The sequence below is a fragment of the Paenibacillus sp. NMA1017 genome, from assembly GCF_058895805.1.
In genome coordinates this window covers 56400-69001 of record NZ_JBZXYR010000012.1, presented here as the reverse complement: position 1 = coordinate 69001, position 12602 = coordinate 56400, and the positions used below count along the sequence as shown (strand labels likewise).

Annotated in this window: 12 protein-coding genes; 6 read left to right on the top strand and 6 right to left on the bottom strand. The window is 44.8% G+C overall.

What is annotated here, in order from left to right; genetic code table 11:
- Positions 1–27 precede the first annotated feature (27 nt).
- From AC5ELV_RS22320 to AC5ELV_RS22310, 3 genes are all read right to left on the bottom strand, one after another.
- A complete protein-coding gene (locus tag AC5ELV_RS22320; protein ID WP_493431927.1) occupies positions 28–1050 on the bottom strand; it encodes a LacI family DNA-binding transcriptional regulator in 1023 nt (340 codons plus the stop codon).
- 172 nt (positions 1051–1222) lie between these two features.
- Positions 1223–2065, bottom strand: coding sequence for an aldo/keto reductase (locus tag AC5ELV_RS22315; protein ID WP_493431926.1), 843 nt, complete (start codon positions 2063–2065; stop codon positions 1223–1225).
- 31 nt (positions 2066–2096) lie between these two features.
- Positions 2097–3293: an MFS transporter gene (locus AC5ELV_RS22310; protein ID WP_493431925.1), complete on the bottom strand. Its 1197-nt coding sequence runs from the start codon at positions 3291–3293 to the stop codon at positions 2097–2099.
- Between the two features lie 188 nt (positions 3294–3481).
- Here AC5ELV_RS22310 and AC5ELV_RS22305 point away from each other — a divergent pair, with 188 nt between their 5' ends.
- Entirely contained in the window at positions 3482–3847 is a 366-nt protein-coding gene (locus AC5ELV_RS22305; RefSeq protein ID WP_493431924.1) for a winged helix-turn-helix transcriptional regulator, read from the top strand.
- A gap of 77 nt (positions 3848–3924) precedes the next feature.
- Here the strand turns inward: AC5ELV_RS22305 and adhP are convergent, their stop codons facing one another.
- Positions 3925–4941, bottom strand: coding sequence for an alcohol dehydrogenase AdhP (gene adhP, locus AC5ELV_RS22300; protein WP_493431923.1), 1017 nt, complete (start codon positions 4939–4941; stop codon positions 3925–3927).
- A gap of 215 nt (positions 4942–5156) precedes the next feature.
- On the opposite strand from adhP, the gene AC5ELV_RS22295 reads away from it, so the two are divergent.
- Positions 5157–5993, top strand: coding sequence for a carbonic anhydrase (locus tag AC5ELV_RS22295; protein ID WP_493431922.1), 837 nt, complete (start codon positions 5157–5159; stop codon positions 5991–5993).
- Positions 5994–6103: 110 nt separating this feature from the next.
- Here the strand turns inward: AC5ELV_RS22295 and AC5ELV_RS22290 are convergent, their stop codons facing one another.
- Positions 6104–7390 carry a Gfo/Idh/MocA family protein gene (locus tag AC5ELV_RS22290; protein WP_493431921.1) on the bottom strand — a complete coding sequence of 429 codons (1287 nt, stop codon included), beginning with the start codon at positions 7388–7390 and terminating at the stop codon, positions 6104–6106.
- A 138-nt stretch (positions 7391–7528) separates the two neighbouring features.
- Here AC5ELV_RS22290 and AC5ELV_RS22285 point away from each other — a divergent pair, with 138 nt between their 5' ends.
- The 4 genes from AC5ELV_RS22285 (at position 7529) to AC5ELV_RS22270 (ending at position 11981) form a co-directional block, all read left to right on the top strand.
- A complete protein-coding gene (locus AC5ELV_RS22285) occupies positions 7529–8365 on the top strand; it encodes a helix-turn-helix transcriptional regulator (RefSeq protein WP_493431920.1) in 837 nt (278 codons plus the stop codon).
- Positions 8366–8846: 481 nt separating this feature from the next.
- Positions 8847–9542: a response regulator transcription factor gene (locus AC5ELV_RS22280; protein ID WP_307353776.1), complete on the top strand. Its 696-nt coding sequence runs from the start codon at positions 8847–8849 to the stop codon at positions 9540–9542.
- A 1-nt stretch (position 9543) separates the two neighbouring features.
- On the top strand, positions 9544–10599 hold the full coding sequence (locus tag AC5ELV_RS22275) for a HAMP domain-containing sensor histidine kinase (RefSeq protein WP_014279300.1): 1056 nt from the start codon (positions 9544–9546) through the stop codon (positions 10597–10599).
- 221 nt (positions 10600–10820) lie between these two features.
- On the top strand, positions 10821–11981 hold the full coding sequence (locus AC5ELV_RS22270; RefSeq protein WP_493431919.1) for an alpha/beta hydrolase family protein: 1161 nt from the start codon (positions 10821–10823) through the stop codon (positions 11979–11981).
- A gap of 282 nt (positions 11982–12263) precedes the next feature.
- On the opposite strand, the gene AC5ELV_RS22265 is transcribed toward AC5ELV_RS22270, so the two are convergent.
- The gene (locus AC5ELV_RS22265; protein ID WP_373459301.1) at positions 12264–12428 is read right to left on the bottom strand and encodes a hypothetical protein; all 165 of its coding nucleotides are present in this window, start codon (positions 12426–12428) and stop codon (positions 12264–12266) included.
- Positions 12429–12602: the final 174 nt, after the last annotated feature.

Below are 12602 nucleotides of genomic sequence, written 5' to 3'. Positions count from 1 at the left end.
GTTTCGAAGAAATTATAATCCACTTGTTCAGCGTTTGTCAACGCTTTCTCTTTCGATAAGGGAATAATTCATGACCGTCACTTTTTCTACCGATTTATGTTCTACCAGCCGCATAATATTTTGCGCTGCTACACGTCCAGCCTTCATATACGGATATTGAACGGTTGTCAGCGCAGGGTGAATGACCTCCGTAATATCGTATCCCCCAAAGCCAGTTACCGACAAATCTGACGGAATGACAATCCCTCTGGAATAAGCCGCATTGATTACACCCAGCGCGATATTATCCGTAGCACACACCATTAACGACGGCTTAAAATTGTCCAAAATGGCGGATGCAGCAATCCGTGCATCCGACATTTTAAATCCGGTCTCATAGTATCTGATATCATACCCTGCCGCTCGCATTGCATCATCCGTACGAGACTCAGCAGGCAATGCATCGCGAACAGCCTGCCTAAAGCCCTCCTTGCGCTGCACACCGACGGCAACATCCTTTTCAGTAACACCAACGTAGGCAATCTCGCGGTGTCCCTGTGACAAAACGTACGTGCCGATATCATATCCTGCACGATAGTCATCATGGATAAGGCTATGAAGTTGCTCGTGCTGCTGGCCCACCAGCAACACCGGAATACCAATGTCACGAATCGCGGTCAGATGGTCGTCTGTAATTTGAGCAGCCAGCAAAATGATACCCGAAATCTTTTGTCGGCCCAGCTCATAAATGGCTTCGATTTCACGCTGTACATCCTGGCTCGTATTAGAGATCAACATCTGATAATGCTGAGAGCGCAGCTCCTCATCAATACCCATCAGCGTATGGGATGTCGCAAAAGAGTCCAGACGCGGCACAACGGTGCCGATGATGTTGGTCCGCTTCGCCTTAAGACTCTGGGCAAAGGCATTGGGCACATAGCCCGTGGCTTTAACCACTTTTTCAATTTTACGTTTCGTATCCACGCTGACAGACCCGCCGTTCAAAAAACGGGATACCGTGCTCTTGGATACGCCAGCCATTTGGGCTATATCTGCAATCGTCTTATTCATGAAGTCCCCCGGAGATTTTTCGTATTCACAAGCTTCCACAACGTCTCTTTTCATATAACCCTATAATACCATATGGAGGGATTGGATGGCTGTAGCTCCAGACCCATCATGCACAAACAAAACGCCGTCCCTTCAGTGAAGAAGGAAACGGCGTCTCATGATGAACGTAATTTTAAAAATCAAAGTTATCCGGATCTGGACCTACCCGAAGATCGGCATTTAACGCCTGAATTCGTTCCATATCCTCGCGCGTCAGTTCGAAGTCAAAAATGTCGGCATTTTCGACGATCCGATGCGCCTTGGTAGACTTGGGAATGGTGACAACTCCCTGCTGCACATCCCAGCGTAAAATCACTTGCGCCACCGATTTTCCATACTTGGTCGCTATGTCTTGCAGTACCGGATGGTCGAGCAATTGGCCTTGCATTAACGGGGACCAGGCTTCCATTTGAATGTCGTTCTTTTGACAGAATTGCAATAGCTCGGCTTGGGTTAATTGTGGATGGAACTCCACCTGATTGATCATTGGCTTGATTTCAGCATCCTTCATGAGATCTTCCAAATGATGAATCTGGAAGTTGCTGACTCCAATTGCCTTAATCCGTCCTTCTTTATACAAGGATTCCAACGCTCTCCAAGCTTCTTTATACTTTCCCTGAACTGGCCAATGAATCAGATATAGATCCAGGTATTCCAGACCCAGCTTATCCAGACTGGCTTCATAAGCTGCTCGTGTCTCTTCATAGCCTAAATCTGCATTCCACACTTTGGACGTGACGAACAGATCTTCTCTGGACAGATTATTTTCCTGAAGGGCTTCCTGAATAGCCTGCCCTACACTGCTTTCGTTCGCATAGATTGCAGCTGTATCTATACTGCGGTAGCCATGCTTTACAGCAGCCTTTATAGCATCAACCAGCTCCAAACCTTCTTCCACTTTAAATACCCCGATACCAAACCAAGGCATGTGAACTCCGTTGTTTAACAATGTTGTGCTTTGTAAGTTTTGTGTCATTTTGTATCTTCCTCTCTATTTTTTAAAAGCTTTAACCTGTAATGGTGGTTATATCCCTTTTTTCGAGCATACGACTCCAGCCTGTGAGCAGAACCGCAACGAAAACCATAATGCTCCCGATCCACGTCGTATGAATGAGACCGAGTGAATCCGTTACAATCCCGCCTACATAAGCTCCGATTGCTATCCCTGCATTGAAAGCTGCAATATTAACAGCAGAGGCAACATCGACGGCTTTGGGTGCAAACCGTTCGGCTAACATGACTACATATACCTGTAGGCCGGGCACGTTCATAAACGCAAGCAACCCCATAAAGAAGATTGTAATCAGTCCTGCCGTTTTAAAAGGTGCCGTGAACAACAGGAGAAAAAGGATCACTGCTTGAATCAGAAACATGTAAAACAAAGCTGAAAGCGGCTTGCGGTTTGCTGCTTTTCCACCAATAACATTCCCGATAGCAATCGCAATTCCATACAGCAAAAGTATAAACGTCACCGTACTTTGCTGAAATCCGGTTATGTCGTGAAGTAATGGAGATAAATAAGTAAACACCACAAATGTGCCTCCATACCCCAAAGCTGTAATGATAAATGCGAGTAGCAAGCGACCATTGGTAACCAGTTTGACCTGCTCGCGGAATGGAGTCTTGTTCCCTTTGCGCAGCGTAGATGGAAGCAGAATCAGATTGGCGATGAGTGCCACTACACCGACGACCACAATCGCCATAAATGCAACCCGCCAACCCCATTGCTGCCCAATGTAGGTACCCAAAGGTACACCTGTTACTGTGGCTACGGTCAACCCAGAGAACATAATGGAAATCGCACTGGCTCGCCGATCATCTGGCACAAGATCAGCCGCGATAGTGGAACCGATGGACATGAATACCCCATGGGCGAACGCCGAGATCACACGTGCAATCAGCAGCAAGGCTATTCCGCTAGAGACCGCAGCGAGGCTGTTACCTGCAATAAATATAATCATGATCCACAGCAGCAACGTTTTACGGGGAACACTTGATGTTAATGAGGTCAAGACAGGTGCCCCGATGGTAACCCCTAATGCATACAGCGTTACAGTTAGTGCAGACATCGTCACAGATATGTGCAAGTCTTCAGCAATCAGGGGAAGCAGCCCCACGCTGATGAACTCAGTTGTCCCAATCGCAAAGGCGCTTACGGCTAGAGCCAGTAATGGCCATATGCTTCGTTTTGATTCTGGTGACATATTTTTTCACTCCTATCTATAGAAATCTTCGACCAGCAGATGTTATTATGAGTTATTCAAGCAAATATGAACAGTACGTACTTTTTAGTGATATAGGTACTAAAAAGTACCCTAAATAAAGTTCTTTTTGATCAAAACAGGCTGTTAAGGTATGTATAACAGAAGTGATACACATGGGGGGATCGGCATTGGGGAAGAAAAAATACAATATCTCTGTTGAGGCGACGTTAGAGGTGATCGGGGGGAAATGGAAATGCGTGATTCTGTGTCATTTGACACATGGAAAAATGCGGACAAGCGAATTAAAACGGATAATGCCTTCCATAACACAAAAAATGCTGACTCAGCAGCTTCGTGAATTAGAGGAAGACGGCATTGTCAATCGGATTAGCTATAATCAGGTTCCACCCAAAGTGGAGTACGAGCTTAGTGAATATGGATGTAGTCTGAAAGGCATTTTAGACTCTCTTTGTGCTTGGGGAGAAAGACATATTATTAAAGAATACGGGGATAAATCTGCGGTTTTGGAAGATAACATTCTGAATAAGCTGTAAAACCAAAAAGAGCGCCTGCAATACATCAGCAGGCGCTTTCTCTCTCCGAATTCCAAGGGTTACGAATTTGACACATTTTAATTTGTGAAATCAATGACCATGCGTCCTTGGATTTTGCCCTGCTCCATCTCCTCGAAGATCTCATTAATGTCTTCGATCGGACGTTTTTGTACAAGAGGGACGACTTTACCTTCTGCAGCGAACTGGAACGCTTCTTTAAGGTCTTCACGAGTGCCGACCAAGGAGCCAATAACTTGGATGCCGTCCAGAACCAGACGTGGAATGTCCAGATCCATCTTATCGGTTGGAAGACCTACAGCTACGACACGCGCGCCAGCCTTTACAACGTCGATGGCCTGGTTGAAAGGTGTTTTGGCAACAGCAGTAACCACGGTTGCATCCAGACCAGCACCGTTTGTTAACTCCTTGGCTCGAGCGACCGGATCTTCCTTCATGCTGTTAACGATATAGTCAGCACCAATTTGTTTGGCCAGTTCTAGTTTTTCATCACTAATGTCAAAGGCTACAACTTTAGCATTGAATACATTTTTGGCATATTGCACAGCCAAATTACCCAAGCCGCCAATGCCGAAGATACCGATCCATTGTCCTGGTTTGATTTCACTTACTTTAACTGCTTTATATGTTGTAACCCCTGCGCAAGTTACACTACTTGCAGCCGCTGGGTCAAGACTATCTGGTACTTTGACCGCGTAGTCAGCAGTGACAATACATTGCTCTGCCATTGCACCGTCTACCGTGTATCCGGCATTTTTAACTTCACGGCACAGCGTTTCCCGCCCGGTTAGGCAATATTCGCAATGACCACAGCTTTCGAACATCCAGGCAATACTTACGCGATCGCCAATCTTAAGACTGGTTACTCCTTCACCTAATTCAATGACTTTTCCAATACCTTCATGCCCCAGAACTCTGCCTGTGACATCACCGAAATCTGCATTTTTTACATGTAAATCTGTGTGGCAAACTCCGCAGTATTCAACTTGGACTAACGCTTCTCCATGCTTCAAGGAACGCAAAGGTCTCTCTTCTATACTGACTTTCTTGTCTTTTGTAACAATTGCTGCTTTCATGTAGATCTCTCCTTTAATTAGATATGGAATTATTTTGTAATGCACACTTCATTATTATAGTAATTTCTGCCCAAAAAGGACAAATATAAATCTAACTTAAACTATTTAATCGAAAACGCTCCTTTCTAAGTCCTTGGACCCTTGTAGGAACTTTGTACAATAATTTACAATGTAAAAAGTTTCACATACTCTATTTGGAAGAAGGATACAGAACCATGAAAAAACACTGGAAAGGTTGCCTGTTCAGCATATTTGCCATTATTTTGGTTGTGTCGGTAACAGGATGCAATTCACAGCCCGCCATTTCTAGTACCACCAGCACTTCATCCTCATCAGCTAACAACGCTCATGCAGTCGTTCAGAAAGGCCCGCACTGGTCCTATGAAGGAGATCAGGGACCGGAACATTGGGGAGAGCTGGAAAAAGATTTTGTTGCTTGTGGTAACGGCCACGAACAATCTCCTGTTAATATAGAGCATACCCATCTGGAAGCATCGCAAACACAGCAACCGCTGCAAGTTCATTACACCCATACGAAAGCATCCATTTTGAATAATGGACACACTGTGCAAATCAATGTTGCCGATGCCAGCAATAGCATCATGCTGGACGGTACTAAATTCACTTTAAAACAGTTTCATTTTCATCACCCGAGCGAACACCAAATTGATGGTAAAAATGCTGAAATGGAGCTTCATTTTGTCCATCAAAGCGACAACGGAAGCACAGCTGTCTTAGGGGTCCTTATCCAAAGTGGCAAAGAAAACAAGGCTTTCAACCGCATTTGGTCCAAACTGCCGAAGGATATTTCCCAAGAAGCAGCTCTGGATGAAGAAATAAATCTCGCTGCGCTGCTGCCAAAAGACCTGCACTCCGTTCGCTACAACGGATCGCTGACTACCCCGCCATGCACAGAACATGTAAATTGGACAGTGCTGGAGCAGCCTATTGAAATGTCCGCAGACCAAATCAACCAGTTTGCTGCCATTTTCCCCGATAACCATCGTCCTGTACAACAACTGGGAACCCGGGAGCTGACTGCCGATAAATAATAAAATAAAGCGCCGTTAGATATAAGGTGCATTTATGTATAAATACAACCCAAAAGCCCCCTCTATTCATCTAGTTAGAGGGGGCTTTTGGGTATTAAATTTACTGCCCTTTACAAGCGCACCAGTTCCTCCACCTTCACTGGCTGACCTGTACGCATAGAGCGGTTGGCAGCGATGCCTGTTAAAATGGACCATGCACCATCGATATGTGAGGCCGCACGATGAAACCGATCCTCTGCCGGCTTATCAAAAATATCACGCAGCATAACTGGATCTCCTCCGCCATGACCACCTACGCCTTCTTCTACCTCGACCTCATAAGGTGCTGCAAAGTGGGGATAGATGGTGATGGTCTTCTCTTTTAACGCACCCTCATCTGCCTTGCTCCCACCGGAATTAACATAGGATTGCTCGGATACCCGAACCTCCATCCGTCCTTTCGTGCCGTTAAATACGATGATAAAGCCCTCCCAAGGCATGTAGGCATTCAGCGAATAGTTCATCACCGTCTTGTTCTGATACTTCACCATGACACTCAGCGTATCTTCAATGCTGATATTGTCGCCAAATACGCTTTGATCCCGCACATAGCCGTCCTCATGCTCAGCATCCAGATACATGCTTTTTAGATGTTCGTTACGGTCCAGATGTAGCGCAAAGGGGTCATTTTCCGCTGCCTTGCTGCCGTAAGCCCGTTGATAAAACTCCGTCACGCCACGCTGCTCCGCATTTTCTCGGCCGTAAAATTTCAGATCCCCCATCGCATACACCGTCTCCGGTTTCGAGCCAAGCCAGAAGTTCATCAGATCAAAATGATGCGTCGATTTGTGCACCAGCAGACCGCCGCTATTGCGCTTATCCCGGTGCCACCGACGGAAATAATCCGCGCCATGCTGTGTATTCAGCAGCCATTCGAAATTGACTGACAGCACCTCTCCGAGCGTTCCGTCCATGATCAGCTCACGGATTTTCGTATTATGCGGCGCATAGCGGTAGTTAAAGGTGACACGCAGCTTCCGTCCCGTGCGGTCTATGGCATCCAAAATGTCTTGGCATTTGTCCTCATCCACCGTCATCGGCTTCTCGGAAATGACATCACAGCCCAGCTCCATCGCCCGGATAATATACCGATGATGCACCCGGTCAATGGTCGTGACAATGACGATATCCGGCTTCGTCTCCGCGATCATCCGATCAAACTCGTGTGCTTTATAGGTCGCAATCGGCTCATGCTCGTATTTCTCCTGTAACAGCTGATTGGCATAATCCATTCTCGTCTGATTGACGTCACAGAACGCGATCAGCTCCGAGGTATCTTTGAAAACGGTAACAACTTCACCGTAAAAAAATTCGGCTCTTCCTCCGGTACCCACAAGTGCATATTTGATTTTAGCCAATTGGTTCACACCCTTTACATGAATTGCTTTTATTTTATAGTATAAGAAAGAGCGAAATCTTCGCTTTTATTATGGTTTTTCCCATAAAGTATACATATATTATCCTTATGTATTTTTTCATAAAAGGAGACTATCGATATGATTGCTACACCCCGTTTTGCCATCGAGCAAACGCTACGGACGGTGCCATTCAGCATGTCCGCCGACCATGTCCACCAAGCGCACGAAATCTATTATTTGCTGGCAGGAGAACGCTACTATTACATTAATCAGCGGGTATACGCGCTTCAGAAGGGCGATCTGATTTGGATCAGCAAGCATGATTTTCACCGTACGAGTAACAAGGGTAGCGGTAGCCATGAACGGATTTTGATTAACTTTGATGAAGAATTTGCAGCCTCGTCAATGACTGTCCCTCCCTCCAGCGATCAGAACCAGCTTCTTCTGCCAGAAAAAAGCTTTCTGCTTCGCCCCTCCGCGGAAGAACAATGCGAGCTGGAGCATCTATTCCAGCAAATGCTGGATGAATACCACCAAGAACATGCCTACCGCCAACTATATCTCCAAAGCTTGCTACTCCAGCTCCTTATCCGCATCCGGCGCATACAATCGGCCACTGCCGATACCATTGCACCGGAACGTAGCGAAAAGCAGCAGCGCGTGTACTCGGTCATTGCATACCTGCATGCTCATTATGCCGAGAGCCTGTCGCTAGATCAGCTGGCTGAGCATTTTTATATTAGCAGCACGTATTTGTGCCGTATTTTTAAGCAGACAACAGGTTTTACCTTAGTAGAATATCTTCAGGATGTGCGGGTCCAGCAGGCTCGTGCGTATTTGAGAGAAACAAACTGGAAAGTGACTTCCATTGCTGAGAAAACGGGTTTTGACAGCATCGCTCACTTTGGTCGTGTATTCAAGCATCTTACCGGGCACACCCCGCTACAGTACCGAAAAAAATACAAAAAGGAGTAGAGAATGATGTAGATATTTAATTAGAAATTTTTTGTAGCTTGTAAGCGAGTAGGTGCGGCCACCATCTGAAGTATAATAATAATTGAATGGACTTAAAAACTCACAAACCTGGAATGTGTCCAAATCGGCATCCCCTGTTTCAAAGGTTCTCGGAGTTTTAAGACCCGAAGGGTCGGTGTAATCCAAAATGTGCGTTACATCTCCCTTTACATTACGATAATAGCTGTTACTATAGAGCCATGATTCCTTACTGATTTTAATCAGTAAGGGATTTGGAGCGGAATACCATTTGAGGTATACCATGTTTATGATCTTCCCATTGTTTGTTAAAGCCAGCATTGCCCAGGTCGTTGCTCAAGCTCTTTTTCCAGCTTATCCGGACTGGAGAGACGCTTTGAGCGCGACTTTTTTCAATGCGAGAAGTCCATGCGGCTCTTGTTTTATAAATTCAGTCCATTTAAAGCGGCTGGGAGGTATAAATATGCTAAAAACGATATTAGTTGTAGACGACGATGAAGAAATCGTAAAACTCATCACAAAGAGTTTAAGGTACGAGCAATTTGCAATACTTTCGGCATATTCCGGGAAAGAAGCCTTATCTGCATTGGAAGAAAATCACATTGATTTCGTCGTTCTTGATATAGTGATGCCTGATATGGATGGACTTGATGTCTGCAGAAGTATCCGAAATTCTTATAATGTTCCAATTCTGTTTTTAAGTGCGCGTGATAAGGACATTGATAAAATCGTCGGGCTCGAAATAGGAGCAGACGATTACATGACCAAACCTTTCAGTATTCAGGAGCTTGTCTCCAGGATAAAGGCTCACTTCAGAAAAGTGGACAGGCTTTTTAAAGAGTGGGATGAACTTAGTCCCAGTAACGAAAAGGCGGATTCTCCGCTCATTTTGAACGATAAGACGTTTGAAGCATTCCTGAATAGCAGGAAGCTCGACTTATCAACGAAGGAATTTCAGATTCTGTCTATCCTCATGCGCCACCCCAATAATGTATTGACTCGTGAGCAGATATATGAAAACGTCTGGGGAGACGAATACGGAGAAATAAATACCGTAACGGTTCATATAAAAAATATCCGTAAGAAACTTGGTCCTGAATATGACTTTATTAAAACAATATGGGGCATAGGATATAAATACACGGAAAGAGAGCAATAGTATGAAACTGAAAATAAAGCTTCCTCTTTTGTTCCTGCTGATGTTTATAATATTCATGTTTTCGATTGGAATGTACCTGAAGCTTGTCTTTGCAGTATATTCCCCTATACGCAGTTCATTGCTGGACTCGCGATATATAGCATTGCTCCTGCCCATATTTGCAATTGCCTGTTTCATTTTTATTATTCTGATTATCTATATTCATTTTTGCATAGAGAAACCCATTCAGCTTCTGAATACCAGGCTTGAAGAAGTAAATATTGTACATCCACTGCCTCCGCTAGCTCTGAGAAGTAATGACGAGATCGGAGAACTTTATAAACACTTCAATAAGATGGAGCATCGGCTTCAACTCGCGCACAAAGAGCAGATCGATATGATCGCGGCAATTGCCCACGACTTGAAAACACCCTTGACATCTATTAATGGTTTTACTGAACTGCTGGCTACGCACAAGGATTTACCAGAAACTGAAAAGCAGGAATATTATGATTTGATTCAAAAGAAGTCAGGATATATGGTCGAACTCATCAATGATTTCTCCAGCTTCACCAAAGAAAAACTGGAGTTGGAATCTATGGTAGCTAAACCTGTAAAAGCATCAAAATTATTTGAAAACATTGCCCTTGAATATGAGTATGAGTTGGCGGGACTTGACAACGAGCTTACTTGCCGCCATTCATTCACGGAAAATATATTGCTGATGGTCAATGAACCGATGATACGTCGGGTTTTCGGCAACCTCTTTAGCAATGCTGTAAGATATGGAGGGAAAAATAAGCTGAAAGTGTATATGACTGGATACCCGCTAGGACAGTATGCCTTTTTTCAAATCGAGGATAATGGAATTGGAGTGCCGGATAAGGATATATCTTCTCTGTTCCTCAAATTTTTCACTGTGGATAAATCGCGGCAAATCCAAAAGGGCGGACTGGGGCTGGGGCTTGCAAGCTGTAAATCCATTATTGAACATCATAGGGGCGAAATTGGCGCCTACCCTTCCGAATATGGCGGTTTGGGGATAAGATTCAGCCTTCCCTTGGCCGCACAACACTGATTTTATTTTTGCACATTTTCTTTTACTACAGGAGTTAAAGGCTGCTGCCAGCTGTGAACACCCAGGCAGCAGCCATTTTTATTTTTTCAGTGTTTTATAATTTTTTATATTCTCTTTACAAACATTTATTTTTCTTTTAAAGAAGCTTTATCTTTGTGTTGTAAAAATTACTTGTAGCAAAAAAACTACAATAACTAGAACTGGAAAAGGAGGATGCTACAATGTCAATTGAGTTCAGCCGTTGGCCCAATCACTACATGATGTCATACCAAGTCACCAAAGCTTTAGGTATGGCAAGCCTCGGTGCTACGGACGTCACCGAGATCTACGAGGCCTGCAAAAAAATCGACCCCGATGACAAGGACACGTGGCACAGGGAATGGCTCATAACGGCTCAGGCATTGGAAAGACACGGCAAGGAGGCCGAAACGGCTGGAAACTGGTATACAGCACGAAACTGCTACATTCGTGCCTGCAATTACTACAGAATTGCGGAATATTCGGTGATGGATGATGACACCGAGAAAATCCGTGTATTTAAGAAAGTAAATGAACTCTTCGAAGCTGCCGGAAAGTACTTCGATGTCCAACCGGAGAAGATCCAAGTCGATTACGAAGATGTCAAGCTGGATGGTTACTTCTTCTCCCCTTCCTGGATAAAAGGTCCGAAGCCGACCCTTTTTGCTCTCAACGGTGGCGACGAGTGGTCAATTGAAAACTATTTCTGGCTAGGCCCCGCTTTTATTTCGTGTGGATATAACTTTCTGGTCTATGACCAGCCTGGCACAGGCCTCTCGCTGTACGAAAAGGGAAAAGGAAGACGAGCGGACAGTGAGGCTTTTCATTCCCGAGCAATCGACTTTCTTCTAACGCGGCCGGAAGTCGATCCCGATAAGATTATCGTGCACGGTGAGAGTTTTGCGGCTTACGACTCTTTGCGATTCGCTTCGTTCGATCACAGGATTGCTGCCGTCATCTCCGACGGCGGTACGCACGCCTTTGATTGGGATGCAATGCTTAAATGGATGCCGCCGAGTCTGGCCGCACATGGCATGAGAATTCTGGGGGCAAAAAGCTTGGAGGACTTTGCGGGTAATCCGCGTTTTGCCTATGATCTTGAGGGCGTGCTCCACCAGATAGAATGTCCACTTCTTGTAATGCACGGAGCGGAAGAGATATTGGTTCAGCCAAATCCTCTGACACAAGCCTTGAAAAATTATGAGCAAGCGGGTTCGAAAAACAAGACGTTCTTCCCGATAGAGGATAGACGACTTGGCGGATTAGAACACTGTCAGGTAGACAACATCAACGTGCTGCATGAGGTAGCGCTGAATTGGCTCTGCTCAATTGGGCTTGGGCCAGCCGCACCTCGCCCTGAGTGATTGCCAAGGCGTCATAACGTAAAAGTCTATTTCACTCGCATTCTCCTTTCGTAGTTTTGAATATGAGTCAATCGTTTCTTCTGTTGTGTCTAGATTATCGAATAGTACAGAAGAAACTTCAATGGACTGACGTAGATAGTATGTTGATGACGTAAACAGCATGAAATACGAGTACATTTCCGTCCGGACAACTAAAAGAGGGTGTCGCAAATCAGCTGTAAATTAGCTGTTTCGCGGCACCCTCCATTCATTTGGGCATGCCTCTCTGATGATTCATAATATTCACTGCAATACATCATCTGAGTATACCTCAAGCAGGTTATTAATATAATTTCTGCTCACGGGAAGATTGGTAATCTCATGACCATTAAAAATATCGACGGAATATGGATAAGTTATTTTTACTCTGTAGATTTTAGATTTTGCAATCACATATGACCTATGTATCTGGTTTTTGCTTCACTACTCTATCCAAAAATAGCGAAAGTCGCTTCTCGTCAATACGGTCGGTGGCTACAGCCTGCGGTATTCTGGCGAATTGCTTGATATGTGATTCTATGACGGGGACGGGCAATTCATCTTCAGATTTTAGCAAAAGCATAACAGACCAAGAAGCTGGGG

Bases quoted from the DNA above. Each gene is read 5' to 3' on its own strand.
- AC5ELV_RS22320 (WP_493431927.1), bottom strand. From the start codon at position 1,050: ATGAATAAGACGATTGCAGATATAGCCCAAATGGCTGGCGTATCCAAG.
- AC5ELV_RS22315 (WP_493431926.1), bottom strand. From the start codon at position 2,065: ATGACACAAAACTTACAAAGCACAACATTGTTAAACAACGGAGTTCAC.
- AC5ELV_RS22310 (WP_493431925.1), bottom strand. From the start codon at position 3,293: ATGTCACCAGAATCAAAACGAAGCATATGGCCATTACTGGCTCTAGCC.
- adhP (WP_493431923.1), bottom strand. From the start codon at position 4,941: ATGAAAGCAGCAATTGTTACAAAAGACAAGAAAGTCAGTATAGAAGAG.
- AC5ELV_RS22295 (WP_493431922.1), top strand. From the start codon at position 5,157: ATGAAAAAACACTGGAAAGGTTGCCTGTTCAGCATATTTGCCATTATT.
- AC5ELV_RS22285 (WP_493431920.1), top strand. From the start codon at position 7,529: ATGATTGCTACACCCCGTTTTGCCATCGAGCAAACGCTACGGACGGTG.
- AC5ELV_RS22280 (WP_307353776.1), top strand. From the start codon at position 8,847: ATGCTAAAAACGATATTAGTTGTAGACGACGATGAAGAAATCGTAAAA.
- AC5ELV_RS22275 (WP_014279300.1), top strand. From the start codon at position 9,544: ATGAAACTGAAAATAAAGCTTCCTCTTTTGTTCCTGCTGATGTTTATA.
- AC5ELV_RS22270 (WP_493431919.1), top strand. From the start codon at position 10,821: ATGTCAATTGAGTTCAGCCGTTGGCCCAATCACTACATGATGTCATAC.